This is a genomic window from Ktedonobacter robiniae (assembly GCF_016587375.1).
In the GTDB taxonomy this organism is placed as follows: Bacteria; Chloroflexota; Ktedonobacteria; order Ktedonobacterales; family Ktedonobacteraceae; genus Ktedonobacter; species Ktedonobacter robiniae.
In genome coordinates this window covers 857,129-876,384 of record NZ_BNJG01000003.1, presented here as the reverse complement: position 1 = coordinate 876,384, position 19,256 = coordinate 857,129, and the positions used below count along the sequence as shown (strand labels likewise).

Annotated in this window: 18 protein-coding genes and 1 pseudogene; 7 read left to right on the top strand and 12 right to left on the bottom strand. The window is 54.0% G+C overall.

Annotated elements, in window-relative coordinates:
* Positions 1 to 99: 99 nt before the first annotated feature.
* From cydC to JMJ04_RS36480, 4 genes are all read right to left on the bottom strand, one after another.
* Entirely contained in the window at positions 100 to 1,869 is a 1,770-nt protein-coding gene (cydC, locus tag JMJ04_RS36495) for a thiol reductant ABC exporter subunit CydC (protein ID WP_201375279.1), read from the bottom strand.
* A complete protein-coding gene (gene cydD, locus JMJ04_RS36490) occupies positions 1,866 to 3,617 on the bottom strand; it encodes a thiol reductant ABC exporter subunit CydD (RefSeq protein WP_201375278.1) in 1,752 nt (583 codons plus the stop codon). Before cydD ends, cydC begins: the two co-directional genes overlap by 4 nt.
* 219 nt (positions 3,618 to 3,836) lie before the next feature.
* Complete coding sequence (gene cydB / locus JMJ04_RS36485) at positions 3,837 to 4,853, bottom strand: cytochrome d ubiquinol oxidase subunit II (protein ID WP_201375277.1); 1,017 nt, start codon at positions 4,851 to 4,853, stop codon at positions 3,837 to 3,839.
* Positions 4,854 to 4,864: 11 nt separating this feature from the next.
* The gene (locus JMJ04_RS36480) at positions 4,865 to 6,262 is read right to left on the bottom strand and encodes a cytochrome ubiquinol oxidase subunit I (protein ID WP_201375276.1); all 1,398 of its coding nucleotides are present in this window, start codon (positions 6,260 to 6,262) and stop codon (positions 4,865 to 4,867) included.
* 553 nt (positions 6,263 to 6,815) lie between these two features.
* On the opposite strand from JMJ04_RS36480, the gene JMJ04_RS36475 reads away from it, so the two are divergent.
* From JMJ04_RS36475 to JMJ04_RS36465, 3 genes are all read left to right on the top strand, one after another.
* On the top strand, positions 6,816 to 6,980 hold the full coding sequence (locus tag JMJ04_RS36475; RefSeq protein WP_201375275.1) for a hypothetical protein: 165 nt from the start codon (positions 6,816 to 6,818) through the stop codon (positions 6,978 to 6,980).
* 417 nt (positions 6,981 to 7,397) lie between these two features.
* Positions 7,398 to 8,207: an SRPBCC family protein gene (locus tag JMJ04_RS36470; RefSeq protein WP_201375274.1), complete on the top strand. Its 810-nt coding sequence runs from the start codon at positions 7,398 to 7,400 to the stop codon at positions 8,205 to 8,207.
* Positions 8,204 to 9,385, top strand: a complete 1,182-nt coding sequence (locus tag JMJ04_RS36465) for a zinc-dependent alcohol dehydrogenase (RefSeq protein WP_201375273.1) — start codon at positions 8,204 to 8,206, stop codon at positions 9,383 to 9,385. Before JMJ04_RS36470 ends, JMJ04_RS36465 begins: the two co-directional genes overlap by 4 nt.
* A gap of 75 nt (positions 9,386 to 9,460) precedes the next feature.
* Here the strand turns inward: JMJ04_RS36465 and JMJ04_RS36460 are convergent, their stop codons facing one another.
* From JMJ04_RS36460 to JMJ04_RS36450, 3 genes are all read right to left on the bottom strand, one after another.
* Positions 9,461 to 9,865 carry a PPOX class F420-dependent oxidoreductase gene (locus JMJ04_RS36460; protein WP_201375272.1) on the bottom strand — a complete coding sequence of 135 codons (405 nt, stop codon included), beginning with the start codon at positions 9,863 to 9,865 and terminating at the stop codon, positions 9,461 to 9,463.
* 81 nt (positions 9,866 to 9,946) lie between these two features.
* Positions 9,947 to 10,483 carry a hypothetical protein gene (locus tag JMJ04_RS36455; RefSeq protein ID WP_201375271.1) on the bottom strand — a complete coding sequence of 179 codons (537 nt, stop codon included), beginning with the start codon at positions 10,481 to 10,483 and terminating at the stop codon, positions 9,947 to 9,949.
* A gap of 118 nt (positions 10,484 to 10,601) precedes the next feature.
* Positions 10,602 to 11,138, bottom strand: a complete 537-nt coding sequence (locus JMJ04_RS36450; RefSeq protein ID WP_236038987.1) for a TetR/AcrR family transcriptional regulator — start codon at positions 11,136 to 11,138, stop codon at positions 10,602 to 10,604.
* Between the two features lie 316 nt (positions 11,139 to 11,454).
* On the opposite strand from JMJ04_RS36450, the gene JMJ04_RS36445 reads away from it, so the two are divergent.
* Entirely contained in the window at positions 11,455 to 12,315 is an 861-nt protein-coding gene (locus tag JMJ04_RS36445) for an RNA polymerase sigma-70 factor (protein ID WP_201375270.1), read from the top strand.
* Between the two features lie 144 nt (positions 12,316 to 12,459).
* On the opposite strand, the gene JMJ04_RS36440 is transcribed toward JMJ04_RS36445, so the two are convergent.
* The 5 genes and pseudogenes from JMJ04_RS36440 to JMJ04_RS36420 form a co-directional block, all read right to left on the bottom strand.
* Positions 12,460 to 12,834, bottom strand: a complete 375-nt coding sequence (locus tag JMJ04_RS36440; protein WP_201375269.1) for a response regulator — start codon at positions 12,832 to 12,834, stop codon at positions 12,460 to 12,462.
* Positions 12,821 to 14,383, bottom strand: a complete 1,563-nt coding sequence (locus tag JMJ04_RS36435) for a PAS domain-containing sensor histidine kinase (protein ID WP_201375268.1) — start codon at positions 14,381 to 14,383, stop codon at positions 12,821 to 12,823. The genes JMJ04_RS36440 and JMJ04_RS36435 overlap by 14 nt, the downstream gene beginning before the upstream one ends.
* Before the next feature lie 262 nt (positions 14,384 to 14,645).
* Positions 14,646 to 15,257, bottom strand: coding sequence for a hypothetical protein (locus JMJ04_RS36430; RefSeq protein WP_201375267.1), 612 nt, complete (start codon positions 15,255 to 15,257; stop codon positions 14,646 to 14,648).
* A gap of 53 nt (positions 15,258 to 15,310) precedes the next feature.
* Positions 15,311 to 15,766: a PPOX class F420-dependent oxidoreductase gene (locus tag JMJ04_RS36425; protein ID WP_201375266.1), complete on the bottom strand. Its 456-nt coding sequence runs from the start codon at positions 15,764 to 15,766 to the stop codon at positions 15,311 to 15,313.
* A 265-nt stretch (positions 15,767 to 16,031) separates the two neighbouring features.
* Positions 16,032 to 16,255, bottom strand: a pseudogene (locus JMJ04_RS36420) (winged helix-turn-helix transcriptional regulator); the annotation flags it as partial.
* Between the two features lie 331 nt (positions 16,256 to 16,586).
* Here JMJ04_RS36420 and JMJ04_RS36415 point away from each other — a divergent pair.
* The 3 genes from JMJ04_RS36415 (at position 16,587) to JMJ04_RS36405 (ending at position 19,239) form a co-directional block, all read left to right on the top strand.
* A complete protein-coding gene (locus JMJ04_RS36415; protein WP_201375265.1) occupies positions 16,587 to 17,168 on the top strand; it encodes a cytochrome P450 in 582 nt (193 codons plus the stop codon).
* On the top strand, positions 17,150 to 17,644 hold the full coding sequence (locus JMJ04_RS36410) for a cytochrome P450 (RefSeq protein ID WP_201375264.1): 495 nt from the start codon (positions 17,150 to 17,152) through the stop codon (positions 17,642 to 17,644). The genes JMJ04_RS36415 and JMJ04_RS36410 overlap by 19 nt, the downstream gene beginning before the upstream one ends.
* A 227-nt stretch (positions 17,645 to 17,871) precedes the next feature.
* Entirely contained in the window at positions 17,872 to 19,239 is a 1,368-nt protein-coding gene (locus JMJ04_RS36405) for a glutamine synthetase family protein (protein WP_201375263.1), read from the top strand.
* Positions 19,240 to 19,256 lie beyond the last annotated feature (17 nt).

Sequence of the window (19,256 nt, the reverse complement as noted above, 5' to 3'; positions counted from 1 at the left end):
TCAATGTATATCATTGTGTAGGGGGCGCCCTTCGTGTCTGTTGCGCTCATAAAAAGGGAAAGCGACGCTATGCGCATAGCGTCGCTTTCCCTTTTTATTTTATACAAGCACTTTGTGTTGCAGGTTCCACATTTGCCAGTAGAGGCCTTCGTTCTGCATGAGTTGGCGCTCGCTGCCGCGTTCGGCGATCTCGCCATCGCGCAGGACCAGGATCTCATTGGCCATGTCGAGGTCAACGAGGCGGTGGGTGATGAGAATGGTGGTGCGCCCCTGGATAAGGGTGCGCAGGGTGCGCAGGACCTCGCGCTCGGTCAGACTGTCCAGGTTGGCGGTTGGCTCATCGAGAATGAGGATGGGCGCGTCCTTGAGTAGGGCACGGGCGATAGCTATGCGCTGGCGCTCGCCTCCACTCAGGAACAGGCCCTGTTCCCCGACCTGGGTATCGTAGCCCTGGGGTAGAGACTCGATAAAGTCGTGAATCTGGGCCTGTTTGGCCGCCGTGATGATGATCTCGCGCTTGGCATCGTGATTGGCGATGCGCAGGTTTTCGTAGATGCTTGTATTGAAGAGGTGGGTATCCTGGGCCACGACACTCATCAGGCGATGGATGTCCTCCTGGCGATACCCTTGTAGTTCTTGCCCGCCCAATAGAATCTGGCCCTGGCGATGCTCCCAGAAGCGCAGGAGCAGGCGCGCGATGGTCGACTTGCCCGCGCCGCTAGCGCCCACGATAGCCACACAAGAGTTCTCGGGTACGTGGAAGCTGAGGTCGCGCAAGACGGGTGGCTGCTCCTGCATATAGCGAAAAGTCAGATTGCGAAACCCGATGTCATAGCGCTGGGGCAGAGGCGTGGCCTCTTTGGGGTCCTCCACCTCGCTACGGGCATCGACGATCTCAAAGAGACGGCGCGCGGCCTGCGTGGTGCTGCCCAGTTGCTGGAAGGCGGCAGGAAGAGGCTGTGCGGCCTCAAAGCTGGAGAGGACCGTCAGGACCAGCATCGCGAGCAGGACGCCGGGGAGGTGACCCGAGGTCACCAGCGGAATCGCCAGGAGGAGCGTCAGCCAGGTCGCGAGATTAGTAAAAAGGTTAGTCAGAGCGCTCTGGATGCCAGTAATATTGGCCATCTGGCGTTGCAGGCCTTGCAGGGTTGTGCTCAACGCGCTCAGACGGTTGGCCTGGTGCTCCTCCTGACCAAAGGCGACGATATCGGGCATGCCCTGGATATTATTGACCACCTCGGTTTTAAGTTGTGCGTTGAGTGTGACCAAGCGCTCGCCAATCGTGCGGCTCAGGACGTGCGTAAGCAGGGGGACGCCGACCGTTGCTAGCAGGAAGGTGACGATAAAGACGAGTCCGATCAGGAGATCAAAGGCGCCCAGAAAGAGCCAGACACTTATAGCAACTACCAGGGCCACCATAGGAGGCGAGATCACGCGAATGTAGACATTCTGAAGGGCGTCTACGTCAGAGATAATGCGGCTCAGCAAGTCGCCGCTGCTCAAGCCCGTGCCATCTGCGCGTGCGAAGCTGAGCAGGCGTGCCGGTGCCAGGGGTTCGATGGCGTTATAGAGCCAGACGCGAATCCGTGAGAGCAGGCGGAAGACCACTTCGTGCGAGACCAGGCGATCGAGATAGCGGAATACGCCGCGCCCAATGCCAAAGGCGCGCACGCCCACAATGGCGATACTTAGGGCTGAAACGGCGGGATGCAGTGCCGCTGCGGAGATTAGATAGGCCGAGGTCGCCAGTAATGCGACACCACAACCGATAGTCAGAAAGCCTAGCAGGACCGCCAGGGCCATCAAGCCTCTGAGGGGTTTCGCCAGTTTGAGCAGGCGCAGGAAGGTTGTCGTCGTGTTCTCGTTCATGCCTTTACCTCCTTCTCATCGCGCCTGTAGGCGGCCAGTAACTCTCTGTAGAGGCCATTCTGCTCTACAAGCTCATGATGCGTGCCCTCTTCCACGAGGCGACCTTCATTCAGGACGAGAATGCGGTCTGCCTGGCGCACGGTATTCAGGCGGTGCGCTATGATAAAGAGGATGTGATCCTGAGTTAGTGTGCTTAGTTCATCGAGGATGCGCTCCTCATGCTGGCTATCCAGATTGGCTGTGGCCTCGTCGAGCAGCAGAATAGGTGCCTGCTTGAGGAAGGCACGTGCCAGGCTCAGACGCTGTATCTGGCCTCCGCTCAGGCGCGCGCCGCGCTCACCAATAGGCGTCTCATAACCCTGGGGCAGACCCTGAATAAAGTCATGGATACCAGCCTGCTGAGCCGTCTGCATAACCTCTTCCAGGTTGGCATCCTGGCGCCCAAAGCGGATATTCTCGGCGATGCTGGCGTCGAAGAGGTAGGGGCGCTGGGGAATCCAGGCTACTTGCTGTCGCCATTGCTGAATTGAGAAGCGCTCCAGAGGCGTCTCGTTGACAAGAATCTGACCACTCTCTGGCTCCATAAAGCGCAAGAAAAGCGAGGCCAGCGTGCTCTTGCCTGCGCCGCTGGGTCCCACGATGGCGATCTTCTGGCCGCGCCTGGCTGTGAAGGAGACGTCAGCGAGCGCGCGCCGTGGCTCCTTGCCCTCCTGGCGATAGGAGAAGCTGACTCCCTCGAAGCGCAGGGTTTCGGGTGTGGGTAGTGGCTCTCTCGTGGCTGGCTTCTGTTCTGGCAGAGGAGTATCAAGGATATCAAAGATGCGCTCAGCGGCCGCCGTGCTATTCATGCTGGCGTGGAAGCGTGTGCCAATCGTGCGCAAGGGCTGGAAGTATTCGGGGGCCAGCAACAGGACCAGGAAGGCCTTATCAAAGGGCATCAGACCGTACAGGAGGCGCAGACCAATCTCGACCGCCACCAGGGCTACGCTAATCGTCGCGCCCAGCTCCATCACAAAGGCCGAGAGGAAGGCGATACGCAATACCTTCATTGTCATCACGCGGTAGCGCTCGCTGATACGCTCGACGATCTCGCTCTGGGCGCGGCTGCGATCAAAAAGCTTCAACGTGGTCAGGCCCTGCAAGACATCCAGGAAATGCGCGCTCATCTGGTTCATGAGGCGCCACTGCTTCTTTGTCATGGCGTCTGCAGCCTTGCCAATCAAGATCATAAAGATGGGCAGGACGGGGAGCGTGACCAGGAGAACAATGCCCGAAAGAAAGTCGCAGGCAAAGACCGTTATCAGAATGATGACTGGCACCAGCATGGTAATGATCATCTGGGGCAGTAGCTGGCTAAAGAAGGCGTCCAGGGCCTCGATGCCCTCAGTTAGTGTATTGGCCATCTCGCCGCTACGCTCACCCGAGGTGTAGGCAGGTCCAAGCGCGAAGAGGCGCTTCATCACTCGCTCGCGGATAGAAGTCTTAGCCTTGCTGGCTGTATATCCTGCGATGAATTCGCCGAACCAGGGCAGAAGCGCGCGCCCAAGCATCACTGCGGCCAGGATGAGTAGGAGGCTGGTTACCTGCGCGAGGGTCTGCTTATCGAGAAAGATATGTTGAATGACCTGCGTAATGCCATAGGATTGCGCCACGATGAGCAGCCCGGTCAGGAGGGCGATACCAATCGTGCAGGCCAGGTAGAGCTGTACCTGCGGTGTATAGCGAAAGAGGCGTCTATATATTTTCATAATCCCTACCCCGGGTTTGTAGTATCAAATCTGAAAAAAAGGCCTACTTATATTATGATATACAGCAAAGGGGCGAATGGGTTACAGCTACAGGAAAAAATAAGGGAAGGGACTCGCCGGTCCCTTCCCATGTCACAGCAGCGTGTAAGGAAGAAATGCGCTTCAGTGTGAGGCATGCGACATTGCATGCGATCCTTATAGATGCTCAAACGTGATTGATTAGTGATGGCTCAGAGTATGAACGCTGACGCGTTTGCGGAAGACCCAGTAGTTCCAGGCCTGGTAGGCCAGAACGAAAGGCACACAGGTAAGCGCGATCCAGCTCATCACCGTGAGCGTATAGGGACTCGACGACGCATTGGTGATGGTCAGGTTCCAGGCCGGATTCAGGCTAGAGATCAGTACATTTGGGAAGATGGCCATCGCGACTGTCAGCGTGGTCAGCAGGACTGTGACCGAGGTCAGAATAAAGGCCATTCCACTACGGCGCAGCAGGACCATGACTGGGATCAGCAAGAGCGCCAGGGCACCTACGATAGGCGTGAGCACACGCAGATCGCTGCCGAAGCTATGAATCACAGGCGAGGTCATGTACAGACCACCAATAAAGACCGCGGCCAGGATCACCGTGGGGAGCCAGAGTAGGAGAGCCGCCTTGAAGGAGCGCTCCATCAGCTTGTGTTCAGTCTTCAGGCTCAGGAAGACCGCTCCATGCAGGGCGAACATCAGCGTAAAGGCCAGGCCCGCGATGATGGCTTTGGGATTGAAGAGCTGCCATGGCGTACCCACATAGTGCATGTGTGCGTCGATAGGCGCACCCAGCAGCATGTTGGCGACTATGATGCCCCACAGAAAGCCGGGAAGCGCGCTGCCCACGAAGGCTAGCCAGTCCCAAGTCCGCCGCCAGCGTGGCGAGTTGTGCTTGCCCCGGAATTCAAAGGCTGCGCCACGTACGATCAGGGACAGTAGCAGCAGGATAAAGACCAGGTAGAAGCCGCTGAAGAGCGTCGCGTACCAGTTGGGGAAGGCCGCCAGCATCGCGCCACCCGCGGTAATCAGCCAGACCTCATTCGCGTCCCAGAAGGGGCCAACCGAACTAAGAATCGTGCTCCGCTCGATATTGTTCCTGCCCAGGAAGGGCAGGAGCATGCCGACACCGAAGTCAAAGCCCTCAAGCAGGAAGAATCCTGCGAAGAGCACCATAATCAGCACAAACCAGGTAATTTGTAAGCTCATAACAGTTCCCCTTAGTACGCGCCCTGGAGCACGTTCTCTTCTTCGGAAGCCGCCTTCTCTGCCTCAAGCGTAGGCACATCCTGCTTCGCTGTGCGTACGAGCAGCCAGCCATCGACCACGGCCAGGGCCGCGTAGACCGCGATAAACGCGCTTAGCGAGAAGAGGATCATCCCGGCGCTCACATTCGGCGAGACGCCCGCATCTGTCTTGAGGACGCCGAAGACTAGCCAGGGTTGACGGCCCATCTCTGTCAAAATCCAGCCCATTGTATTGGCAACAAAAGGGACTGCAATCGCGGCGACCATCAGCATCATCAGCTTGGGATATTGGGTGAAGCGCCGCTTGTTCAGCAGGAACAGTCCCAGGCCCGCGATGGCGACCATGGCCATACCAGCACCAACCATCACGCGGAAGCTCCAGTAGGTGATGAAGACAGGCGGGATATAGTTGCCGGGACCATACTGCTTCACGTATTCGGCCTGAAGCTGGTTGAGGCCCTGGACCTTGCCATCAAATGAGTTGTAGCTCATAAAGCTGAGCCCAGCAGGGATATCAATCGAGAAGAGATCCTTGTGCTCCTGTGTATTCGCAACCTTAAAGAGCGAGAGTGGAGCGGGATTTTCGGTATTCCACAGGGCCTCAGCGGCAGCCATCTTCATAGGAGTATGCACTGTGCTGTACTGACCCTGGATGTGACCAAAGAGGGAGACCGCGATACCACCGATCAAGGCCATCGTCAGGCCGATACGCGCTGAACGGGTAAAGAACTCGGTGTCGTGCTCATCACGCTTCTTCAGCAAACGGTAGGCACTGATACCAGCGACGAAGAAGGCGCCAGTGACCAGCCCACCCGCGACCACGTGTGGGAACTGTACCCAGAGGCGGCCATTAGTGATCAGTGCGAAGAAGTTCGTCATCTCAGCCCGGCCATTACGAATGACGAAACCGGTAGGCTGCTGCATAAAGGCATTCGCTGAGAGAATCCAGAAGGCCGAGAGGTGAGATGCCAGGGCGACCAGGTAGATGGCGGCCAGGTGTATCTTCTTCGGCAGGCGATCCCAGCCAAAGACCCAGATGCCCAGGAAGGTTGACTCCATAAAGAAGGCCAGCAAGGCCTCAACCGCCAGGGGCGCGCCAAAGACATCACCTACGAAGCGTGAGTATTCAGACCAGTTCATACCAAACTGGAACTCCTGCACCAGGCCAGTCACAACGCCCATAGCGAAGTTGATCAGGAACATCTTACCCCAGAACTTAGTCATGTTCCGGTAGACTTCTTTGCCCGTACGGACATAGAGGGTTTCCATGATCACGAGTAGAATCGAGAGTCCCAACGTCAGTGGGACGAAGAGGAAGTGATAAATGATTGTACTAGCAAATTGTAGCCTTGCTAGAAGTAGCGCATCCATTATTTTTTGCTCCTTACACTTTATCGCAATTAAAGAATAGCATTGGTGCAGGGGGAAGAACCTCGTGTGAACGCAGGATATTAGCCGCTTCAAATACCGTATTTCTGTATCCAGTTTTTCCCTGATAGACCAGGTTCTTTCTCCTGTCTGGATCAGGTGTAACCTCAGTGAAAACCGCAAAAGGAGCAGGAGGTAGGGTGGAATCCTACACAACCACGTTTAAGTAAGCTTGAATATACTGGGACTCTGGCTATACACGTTATCCCGACATCAGATTCATGACCGAAACACCCTAAGGTGTAATGCATACACTTACTCATATCGACCTGGGGAATTGCGCGCACTTACTCATATCGACCCTGGGATAAAGAAGGATAGCCAGGCAGTACCGGAGTCCTGAGGAGCTTATGGAAGCTGATCGACGCTGCTAAAGCACGCGTCGTGCCTCCGCGGCTAAGAAGAAGGTCCTGCTAGCCTTCAGTAAAGCAGAGTGCTGGCGGATTACGAGTAGTAGATGGAGGCAAACCAAACACAGAGAGGATCAAGCAAGACGATGTATAGCAGTAGCACCGAAGAATTTGAGATCCAGTTTCACCCCGAACGCGGCATAGTTGAGATCTACAATACCGAAACGCAGAGCCACCTCGAACTCACCATCGAAGGAGCCGTAAAAATGCTCCAAACCATGCTCAAACGTCACGAAGAGAACACAAAATAACAGAGTAAGCAGAGAGACCAGGTTGAGAGCCGTACGGCTCTCAACCTGGTCTCTCTGCTTACTCTGTTATTACTCTCTATAAATTAACTGCTCCGCAGCATGGATGAAAGAAGAGACCAGAGCCTCTTCGCTCATCGATGCCGCGGAGCAGTTTCTTTTGCTACATTGCCGTATCCTCCTTTGCCGGTGGATTGGATTGTATGTATCAAGGCGAGTGGCTAGGACTGGATAAACATTCTCGCCGAAATGACCTTGCTCCTGGTTAATAAATACTATACCGCCCCTTTGTGAAGAGACTATGATAGAAGTTTCAGAAAACTGTGATGAAAATGTAAACTGGGCTAAGAGATGGAACAAACAACCGGGGCATTCGTGACAGGAATGTACTAAATCATCTTGTCATGGAGGAAACGGCTTATGCCTTCAGAGCAGTCGAGCAATCGGGCCATAGTCAATATACGCGATATACGCGATATATTGCAAAGAGCTACGGATAAGCCCACGAATATATCTCAGGGGGAGCGCCTTGGGTCCTTGGTGGGTGGAGGTCTGCTGACTCTCTTTGGCCTGACAAAGGGTAGCCTTGCCAGCCTCTTGCTGGGTGGAGGTCTGCTCTATCGAGGAGCAACAGGCCATAGCGTGCTTTATGACAGGCTGCACGTCAACCGGGCGGAGCATCCCTTCTCCTCAAGTAATGTCAGCAAGCTGCCAGGTGGAGCAGGTTTTCGTGTGCATAGAGCCATGACCATTCAAGCTAGCCCTGAACAACTGTACGATACCTGGCATGATGTAGAGCGTGCGTCTGCCTATATGCCTATGGTGCAGGAAGTGCGTAAAACTGGTGAGAAGAGTTCGCACTGGCTGGCCAGGGGACCGCAGGGGCAGCGCCTGGAGTGGGACATTGAGATTGTCAGGGAGGAGCCAGGAAGGCTGATCGAGTGGCGGGTAATCAATAATCCCATGCTTGAGGATAATGGGCGTGTACGCTTCACCGCTGCTCCTGGAGGGCGCGGCACCATTGCGATCCTGGAGATGGATTTCGTACATCATCGCAAGCTTCAAACTGTCCTTGAGATGCCGCTGCTGGGTCGGGCTACTGATATCATGCTTGAGACGCAGGTAGCCGAGATCCTGCGCCGCTTTAAATCTCTGGTAGAGGCGGGCGAAGTCCCCACTATAAAGGGGCAGCCAACAGGGAAGCAGGCAGAGGAAGGAGTACGGGTATGAAGGCGCTATGCTGGTTTGGAGCACATGATGTGCGAGTAGAGAATGTACCCGATCCCGAAATTCTTAACCCGCGTGATGCCATTGTCAAGATTACGACCTCGGCCATTTGTGGCTCAGACCTGCATCTCTATGATGGGTATATTCCGACCATGAAGAAGGGGGATATTCTGGGGCATGAGTTCATGGGCGAGGTCGTTGAGGTCGGTAAAGATGTGAGCAACCTCAAGAAGGGCGACCGCGTCGTCGTTCCCTTTACCATCGCCTGCGGCAACTGCATGTTCTGCAAGCGTGACATGTGGTCACTCTGCGACAACTCCAATCCCAATGCCTGGCTGGCTGAGAGCCTCTATGGCTACTCTGGCTCGGGCCTCTATGGCTACTCACATCTTTATGGTGGGTATGCCGGAGGCCAGGCTCAGTATGTGCGTGTTCCCTACGCCGATATTGGCCCCCTCAAGGTTCCCGAAGGCATGAGCGATGAACAGGTGCTCTTCCTCTCGGATATCTTCCCCACGGGCTATATGGCGGCCGAGAACTGTGGCATCCAGCCTGGAGACACAGTCGCGGTCTGGGGCTGTGGTCCTGTAGGGCAGTTCGCCATCAAGAGCGCCTATATGCTGGGTGCGGAGCGCGTCATCGCTATTGACCGCATCTCCGAGCGTTTGCGCATGGCCCAGGAGCACGGGCGTGCCGAGATCATCAACTACGAGAAAGAGGGTGATGTGGTGGAGATGCTCAAGCAGATGACGGGCGGCGTAGGACCCGATGCCTGCATCGACGCCGTGGGCCTGGAGGCGCATGGAACTAGTGTTGGTGCCATCACCGATACCATCAAGCAAAAGACGCGCCTGAGCACGGATCGCCCCCATGTCCTGCGCCAGGTGATTCAGGCCTGCCGTAAAGGAGGCGCTGTCTCGCTACCGGGCGTCTATGGCGGCTTTGTGGATAAGATGCCCATGGGCGCCGCCTTCGCCAAGGCCCTGACCTTTAAGATGGGTCAAACTCATGTGCATCGCTACCTTCACCCGCTGCTGAAGCGTATTCAGGAGGCGGAGATCGATCCCACCTTTGTTATCACGCATAAGGTCTCCCTCGACCAGGTACCCCAAGCCTATGACATGTTCAAGCACAAGCAGGATTCCTGTATCAAAGTAGTGATCAAACCCTGGGAGGCGTAATCACTTACATTATGCAGGCCGACGCTGTGAAAGTCCGCGTCGGCCCGGCTTGTATGAAGCGTGCGAAAATGGTCTTTATTCCCAGGTAATTTTCTTGATGACTGACTTCCCATCTTGAAAGGCTGGTCCTTCAATACCGATACTCCAGGAGACCTTTGGCGTAATTACAATATATGTGCCGGCTCCCCGAAAACCCTCCTCAAGTTGCAGAATCGCGGCCTCACCATGAAGCTTGATTGAGCGCGGCTCAAGGGGGTCGAGCGAGCGCAGTTCATCAATAAGCAGCGACACCTTGCTATGTCCGGCGGCGATATTTTTATATTTGCGCGTGTGTTCCAGGAAATAACCGCCAATATAGAAGTGCCCGTTCTCAAAGGCGAAGCCGACCGCATCTGCATCGGGCTGACCATTGACGGCCACCGTTGCCAGTCTGGCCAGTGGTTGTGTGCGCAAAAACGCGAGCTCTTGTTCTGAAAACATTTCTTTCCTCTTTCTCTGAATGCTCCTAATACGAATCTTTCTTCATCAAGGCTTTTAACAATCGATCACAAAATGTATGTTCTACCTTTTAAGCGAGAAGGCGAAGATGAGGCTTGCAATGAGGGCGAGAGCCATCACAATTCCCGAGCCAAGCCAATCCAGCTTCAGAACCATCAGGACTATCGCGCCCAATGCAACCAGGCCTGGAACGGGCACATAAGCCCGCAGCACGGGGTCAGTGATAACTTTCCTCAGAGAGTCTGAGATCTCGCCCTCGGGTGCGGCTTTTGCTGCCACATAGATGGCCTTCATACGAGGGCCGTTAATCACCGGTCCCAGGATACCCAGGAGAATGAGCAAGCCCAGCGAAAAGTCTATCCAGGCATGGTTCAATCCCCACACCGAGAACGTCAACACGAGGCCGCTGACCAGAATGAGCACAGCGGAGACTGGTAAAATCAGGTCAATCACGCGACCGAGTGTGAGCCATTCATGGACCTGGGTGGTCATCTTGGCAGCCCGTAGGCGAGATGTGATGATTAACTCCAGGCTGATAGCGATAAAGAGGCCAATCACACCTACAATGTGTAGTAAAAGCGTATAAGGATAGAGTGTCATGATGTATATCTCCCCTCGTGAGTAGTAATTTATTACCTAAGTTTTTTTATTTACCTTTGGTAAATTAAAGCAATACTTTGCTCAGGCCTAGCATCTTCGCAGTGGACCTACAGAGAAGCTATATGCTCGGAAGGGGCGCTGAACCGGTGACGTTTACCTCATATTCCCAGGTTAGCAGCATATCCTGGAGTGCTCGTTCGAGTAACCGCGTCGCCTGCGCTTGCCCGCCGCTAATGTGGTCTGCCATCGTAAGAGTTACCAGCCCGTGAGCGGTCCCCCAGATGATATTCACCTGATCTGCCAGGTGCTCGATTGACAAGTGACGAGACTCAAGCATGTCTTTGACTGTTTGTGCCACCACATTCTCTATCTGTAGCCCTTCCTTCTCGGGTTCTGAGATGCTGAAGGTGACGCCGTCCAGGCCATACATCAAGCGATATAGCTCAGGATAGCGCCAGGCGAATCCCAGGTAGCTACGAGCGATGAGCCGCATGGCCTCCACTGGATCGTGGCCTTGTGCTCGGGCTAGCTTTAAGTCGGCCTCCAACAGGCGGAAGCCCTCATGCACGAGCTCTAATAAGAGCACATCTTTGTTTGCAAAATGGGCATAAATGGCGGGATGGCTATATTCAATGCGATCTGTGATCTTGCGCATCGTCACATTGCGCCACCCTTCTGCGAGAGCGATTTCGCGCGCCGCATCTAGAATGCTTTGCTTGAGATCCTGCTGCTCCTTCGCCCGTCTTTCTTTCCCATATACCCTGTATTTACCTTAGTTAAATTTACTTACCTTTGGTAAATATAAATATACCAGCAACCAAAGGCTATGTCAAGCTATTTTCACCCGAATCCACCTCGCGCCTCTGGCGTATATAAAATTGGAGTGGAAAGTTGTCCCAAATAAGATGGCTCAACCCTCTTTATTTATGGCTACACTTGCTCTCAAGAGTCGATGAAAGGCAGAAAACAGCGTGGAGTCCTTTGAAACTTATCGGACGTACCTCTTTTCTATTGCTTACCGCATGCTTGGTAGTGCGATGGATGCTGAGGATATGGTGCAGGAAACGTACCTGCGCTATCAGTCTACACCCATAGAAACCATTCACTCACTCAAAGCGTATCTCACCACGATCCTCACGCGCTTATGTATGGATCAACTTCAACTAGCGCGCAGGAAACGAGAACTATATGTAGGTCCCTGGTTACCGGAGCCAATTCTGACAACCGAGATGGATGAAACAGACGACCCAGAAAAGCGTGTCGATATGCAGGAGTCGATCTCGTTGGCGTTCCTGGTCTTGCTGGAGCAGCTTCAACCGTTCGAGCGTGCGGTCTTCCTGCTACGCGAGATCTTTGGTTATGAATTTCCCGAGATCTCCACGATGCTTGACAAGAGCGAGGCGGCCTGTCGCCGCTCCTTCAGCCGAGCCAGGCTCCATCTACGTACGCATCGGCCCCGCTTCCCGGCCTCTCCCCAACTCCACCGACAGTTACTCAACGGTTTTCAGCAAGCCGTAAGTGCTGGCGAAATGACACCACTAATGAATATGTTAGCTGAAGATGTCACCTTCTGGGCAGATGGCGGCGGCAAAGTCAAGGGTGCAGCGACTCACGAGCTTGTTGGACGTGTCCCAGTAGCCCGTTTCTTGCTGGGGACAAGGCGCTTCTGGCCCGAAGGCTATAGCCCTGAAGTAGAAGAGGTCAATGGTCAGGTAGCCTTGATTGTCCGCGTAGGCGAAAAAGCCTTCTCCGTCATGACTATTGAAGTGGAGCAAGAACGTATTCGGGCGATTCGAATTGTTGCCAACCCGGAGAAACTTGCAAGGGTATAGTCATAAGAAAGCAGAGAGAGGCTGGCGACACACGCCACCAGCCTCTCTCTGCTTTCTTATATTTACGTATACGTAATCGTAAGTCAAAATAGTAGATGGAATATTATTACTTCAGGTATATCATGATGTATTGGTAAGATAAGCTTAACAATAATGCTCAACTTTGGCGAGCATCTCGTCCATGTCAAAGGGCTTGGCCAGGAAATCATCGGCGCCGGCAGCCAGCGCCTGGGAACGGGCCTGGGGATGGGCCGAGATCATCATCAAAGGGATGTGATTGGTGGACTGGTTCTCTTTGAGATGGCGCGCGAGATGGCGACCATCCTGTCCTGAGAGCAGCATGTCGAGAATGATGAAGTCTGGTTGCGCCTGAAGACAGATTTGAGCTAAGTTCGCGTTTTCTGGAAGCTGATTGATGTTCGAGACGAGATATCCAGCATCCTCTAGCAGTAACTGAATCACCTCAACAATATCCGGATCGTCATCGATTACGAGCACCCTAGATTTAGTGGTTGTCATGACTGGTCTCCTTGGCAATGGTTGTATGGGGTTGAAGTGGGAGTGAGAAACTAAATGTAGAGCCCTCTCCCTTCTGACTCTCCACCCAGATATGGCCCTGGTGGCGCTGGATGATCTCGTGTGCGAGGTAGAGTCCGATGCCCAGGCCAGGAAATGTTTGTTCGAGTGGCTCATCCACGCGATAAAAACGCTCGAAGATCCGGGAAAAGTGCTCCGAGTCGATGCCGATGCCATAATCTTGAATATGAATTAAGGCTGCTTGATCGCTATAACAGATCTCAATACATACCTGTTTTCTGCCTGGAGAGTACTTGATAGCGTTGCTTACCAGGTGATGGATTACCTGTCCAATGCGCTCACGGTCACCTGTAATGGTGAGTTTTTCGACGCCTTTGAGCTGGAGCTTATGCGTTGCAGTGGTGGCCTGCTGGCTCTCTAACTCCTCCCTTACAGCCTCAACAAGATCAAACACCTGAGGACGCAGGTTGAGCATACCCAGATCCAGTTGAGAGATACTCAGTATCTCATTGATGAGGTCTGTCAGTTTATCAAGCTGATAGTTCATCTTGGCAAGAAAATGGAGTGATTGTTTCTCATCAGAGCGCTGAAAGTGTTTTTGCAGCAACTGGGTATAGCCTTTGATGCTGGTAACTGGTGTTTTCAACTCATGGCTGACCATACTGATAAAGTTGTCTTTGAGTTGCTCCAGGCGCTTCCTTTCACTAATATCGATGAAGACAACGACGCCAGCGATAATCTCGTTCTGTGTATTCAAGATGGGCGCAGAACTTACACTCATGATACCACGTGTGCCATCGCCGCGTAGAAAAGTGATCTCTTCCTCCCGTACAGACTCGCCCTGGCGGATTGAGCGCGCAAGCGGCCATTCATGCCCGGCATAGGGTGTGCCATCAGAATGAAAGCCTTTATAGTGGTCGTATTTGTCAACCTCGTTAGATTCAGGAAAAGAGTGACGCCAGATCTGCCTTACCTGGTCGTTGCTAAGCAAGAGCTTGCCCGAGGGAGACTCGGCGATCATAACACCCGCGGGCATTTGTTGAAGGACTGTAAGCAGGTGTGTATGCGCCAGGTCTGACTCCTTAACGAGATGCTGCTGCTTGATTTCAGCTTCTTTGAGCGTGGTAATATCACGCAGGCTACAAATAAGCGCGGCTACCTGGGGATCAGCTAGTTTATTGACGACATGTAGTTCGAGCCAGCGCCAGGAGCCATCTTTGTGAAGATACCTTTGTGTCGTAAAGAGCTCTTGCCTGGTGTGAGCCTGTAAGCTTGCCAGACTTTCACTTGCCTCAGATTGATCGAGAGAGTGAACCCATGAGAGCATGGTTTGTCCAGATACCTCTTTAGGCAGATAGCCTAGCACATGTGTCAGTGCGGGACTGGCATACAGAATAGTACCTTGATCATCAAGTAGAAGCGAAACCTCATGACTATGCTCAATAAGCGCATGCAAACGTGCCTCCCATTGAGTAGGGGAGGAATTGTGTTCGGGGGAAGAGTCTTGAGGCTTATCTTGTATTGACATCATGGGTCCCTTTATATAAATAAACCAAAGAGACAGCGGAAAGTGGTCACTTCGCACCATCCTGGTCTCTAAGATCTTATCCCGAAACCTAACGTCACCTGCGTGACTAGCACTTCCCGCTCAGGGTTTTCGGAGAAGAAGTAAACAGAAATTCTCTAGTACCCATAATACGGTTTACAAAGATAAAAAGAGACACCTTGCTATTGTTGGGTGGTGTGATGGCAGCAGGGTGGCTATAATGGATCCCATAACTAAGAGCAGCAGGTCAGCTTTTTTCCTGCAACACAACGGTAAGAGGAGATTGTGCTGGCACAGTTTCTGACCAGACAATCACCACCCCCAGAAGGACCCAGAAAAAGCCCCAGAGATCGACGAGTGGAGCGAAAATCAGATGTCCTTTTCTTAGGAAGAAAGGAACCTGGATAAGGACCAGTTGGGCGATGAAGTACAGACCAACGAGGAGAGGGACCCATGCTTGCCAGCCAGGCAACTTCTTTCTTAACAATGCTGCTATTCCCAGGACGACCATGCCGAGCGCGATCAGGATGCCACCAGGTGGCGTCAACACCTGCCCTGCCCCAGAGTTGGGGAGAAACAGGTAGCAGATCATCCCGCTCGCCTGACTGAGAGTGCCAAGGATGGTAACGCCAGCTCCAGCAATTGCCAGCCATCCAGGAAAAACAAACCGACGGGCGATGATTCCTATGGGTCCGCCAATGAGCGCCACATTAGCGATAGCCCAAATCAAGCGGGCGACAGCGTGGACCGGACTTGTGGGGTCCGACCACCACAGGTCAAGTGGTGTATCTGCTAATTGAAGGATTCCACCGATCAGGCAGAGCAACCCGATCAGACGAAAACGCGGTAAAACAGACATGGAATAATCCTTTCTCTTTTCAGCTCTTTGTCCACATTCTGCGTTGATCCAGCTTAGGAACACGCAGCCTGCGTCTTCTCAAAGCCTCCATTTCCCATGTCGGCGCCTCTCTCATCCAGCACAATTTCATACACCGCCGTTTTCTCGCCAGGGTATTTGCGGTCGAAGACAATCCCGAAGAAACGACCCACGATGCCGATACGCAACATGCCTCGCGCGTGCTTTGCCTCCTCGGCGTACAGGCGGCGCACGGTGCCTTCAATCGCTGGACCAAGCGCCTCCCCTTTGCGGTTGCCAGGAGCGAGGGTGACGCGCGGATTGTGGGCGAGGCGTTTGACCTTCCAGGTATCCGCTGGCGTCATAAAGTAGAGTTTACCGTTCGAGGCGACCGTGCCTACTGGGGTGCCGACGCCTGTGCCGTTGCGGCGGAAGCTGGTCAGCAGGGTCATATGACCTTTTCCAGGGACAGTCAGATACTCTCGCGTGGTATGAGTCGTTTTTTCGCTCATGATCTGTCTCTCTTTCTTGTGCTCAATCTGCTTAGAGTCCTCTAAGAGCAGCAAACGGTTTCGCCAAAACCATATATGTCATCCGTCCATTCACTTGACATACTAAAGAATGCATTCACGTCCTACAGAGAGGTTTTTCTCTCAAGCATCCAGTCAGGAAGGCTGGATGCTTGCAAGCAGCCCCTTCTCCATATGTGTGTGAGTGTTCACTAACGTACTATAGCCAGAGATGGGGAACTTGTCAAGGGAGGCAGTGCAGCCAATCTCACGCACGGATACCATGATCTTTTATGTTGTCACTCAACTGCCAATATTCGATGTTGTTTTGCTCGCAGTACCACTCTCCCCAGGCGTGAACCTGATAGACGATCGGTTCCAGGCTTCGTTCCGCCTCAGTGAGTGAGTATTCCACCTTTGGGGGACCTGAGCATAGACCTGCCGGTGAATGATCCCTGCCTGCTCTAGCTCCCGCAATTGGAGGGTGAGCATTAGTATGATTTTCTAGACTACCTCAAATTATTTTGTGTACTTGTTTCTTTCACTGTTATCCGGTATTTTGATTGTAGTAGGACGTGGGGAGCATAACAAGCGAAGCCAGCTTGCGCTGGAGCAAGAAGATCACCTTCTCTCTGGAGCGCCTTGCTCATCTTGCGCGAGAGCCAACTCATTGCTCGTGCTGAGTCTGTTGCATAAAGGCTGAGGTCAGGATCCCCTGCCGTTTTGAGGATCATCCCATAGCTCACTCGTTGCCCTCTCAGACATTGATGAGCACCGAGTCGAACTTACTACCTACGAACTTTGTCTTTGAGGAGAAAAACAGATGTCTCATACTACACTTGCATCGCTCCCAGCAACGCGGCGCAGACGCCTGCCCCCTGGATCGCCATGGCCTACGGTGGCCTGGAATACCGTCAGATTTGCGCGCCATACTCTAAGCTTGTTACAGGAACTACTCGAGCGCTACGGCGATCTCGTGACGCTGCCAACGGTCCTGGGTCCCTGGACCCTGGTCTTTCATCCTGATGGCGTGCGCCATGTCGTTCAGGAGAATCACTTCAACTATCGCAAAGGGGGGATTTCCAATCAAGCGCTTCGCCTGACGCTGGGCAATGGCCTGCTCACCAACAATGGAGACTCCTGGCTGCACCAGCGTCGCCTGATCCAGCCGGTCTTTCATCGGAAGCAGATCGTCGCCATAGGCCAGCTGATAGCCGAGAGCGACCTGGCCTGGACTGAGGAAGCAGGCATCAACGCAGGACAGTCCCTCGATCTGTTCCAGGAGATGAGTGGCCTAACCTTAAACATTGTGTGTAAAGCACTCTTTGGCGCAGATATGCTTGCGCATAAGGAGCGCGTGTTGCAGGCGTCACCACGATCAATCATTTGGAAGCACAAGCCTTAATGGGCGCGCTCCGCAGATGGAGGATCTGCCTGCCCCAGCTTCCACTGACGCGCATGGTGCTTGAGGAGTCCATGCGCCTCTATCCACCGGCATGGGCCTTTGCCCGCCAGGCCATCGCTGAAGATGAAATTGACGGCTATCGTATTGCCAAAGGGGCGTATGTCCTGATGTTTCCTGCGATGACTCACCGGCATCCTGACTTCTGGGAGCGGCCTGATGTCTTCGATCCCGAGCGCTTCTCCCCCGAGTGTTCAGCCGGGCGTCATCGCTTTGCCTACTTCCCCTTTGGGGGAGGGCCGCGCGTGTGTATCGGCAACCAGTTTGCCCTCACCGAAGCACTGCTCATCCTAGCGACGATCCTGTCTCGGTATCAGTTGCGCCTCCTGCCCGAGACCAACGTGGTCCCAGAGCCGCTGATCACCCTGCGGCCACGGGGCAAGCTCTTGATGACGGTCCATCAGCATCAAGAGCTGTGAGCGCGCATCTTTGAAGGAAAAAGTAGCGGCCCCAGACGATGCACCCAATTTTGTACCCAATGTGATTGACACTGAGGCACTTTGGTTGACACCGTTTGACAACTTTGGGGCGGTTTTGAACTCAAGCAGGCGAATGGCGAGGGGCCCAAGCTTAGCAAAAATGAGGCGAAAATGGTTGCTTGAGTATATGTTATAGTAGAATAAATCAAAGTCTGGGAGAGAAGCCTATGGATAAGCATCAAATCATACTCAAGGCGAAGAATGACAAAATTCGCCTGGTGCGTTTCCTCTACTGCGATAATGGGGGAATTATTCGCGGCAAGGCCACACATGTGGATAAGCTGGAGAGCCGTATGCGTGAGGGCATTGGGCAGACGCTGGCCATGCAGGCCTTTACGGGAGTAGAACAACTGGCGGCTGTCGAGGGTATGGGGCCGGTTGGTGAGTTCCGCCTGTTGCCAGATCCGGAGACCTTTGTCACGCTGCCCTACGCACCACACGCGGCCTCCATGATGTGTGATATGGTCGGTACGGATGGCGTTCCCTGGGAAGCCTGCCCGCGTACCTTCTTGAAGCGCATAAGCGCGCGCCTAGCCGCGCATGGTATGCGTGCAGAGGCTGCGGTTGAGCACGAATTTTACCTGGCACGCAAAGACGAGCAGACGGGGCAGTTTCTTCCCGCCGACAGCAGCCTCTGTTATAGCAGCATCGGTCTCGATGAACAGGCACATGTGATCGATGCCATTCTCGCCGCCTTAGAGGCGCAGGGAATCTCCATCGAGCTATTTCACACGGAACTGGGACCCGCGCAACAAGAGCTCTCAATCCAGCACGCCAACGTGCTCAGAGCCGCGGACAACGTCTGCCTGGTTCGCGAGACGGTCAGGAGCGTGGCGCGCGACTATGGTCTGTACGCGACCTTTGCCCCCAAGCCATTTCTCGATCAAGCGGGCAGCGGCGCACATATCCACATGAGTCTCTGGGGGACTGAGCGTGGCGAGCAGGCCGGGAAAAACCTCTTCTTTGAAGAGGGCCAGCGTGGTGGTTTTAGCCAGCTTGGCAAATACTTTGTGGGCGGCGTCTTGAAGCATATTCGCGGCCTGGTCGCGCTCACCTGTGGTAGCCCCAACTCCTACAGGCGCCTATTGCCGCATTACTGGAGTTCGGCCTATAGTGTCTATGGCTATGATAATCGCGAAGGCGCGATCCGCATCCCCTCGCTCTTCAGCGGGCGCGAAGCCAATTCTGCTAATATCGAGCTGAAATGTGCCGACCATAGCGGCAATCCCTACCTGGCGTTGGGCGCGCTGCTAGCAGCAGGCCTCGACGGCATCGAGAAGCGTATCGAGCCAGGGGAGCCACAAGAGATTGATCCCGGCAACTATAGCGATGAAGAGCGCGCTCGCCTGGGCATCCAGCGCCTGCCAACCACCCTCAGCGAGGCCCTCGACGAATTGGAGCACGACACCGTACTCACCGAAGCTCTGGGTTCGCTGCTGGCTACCTCCTACATTGCCGTCAAGCGTAACGAAATCGAATTCTTTAAAGAGAAGACTCCCGAAGAAGAGGCCGCGCAACACTTCTACAAATATTAAACAATAGTGTATGACAG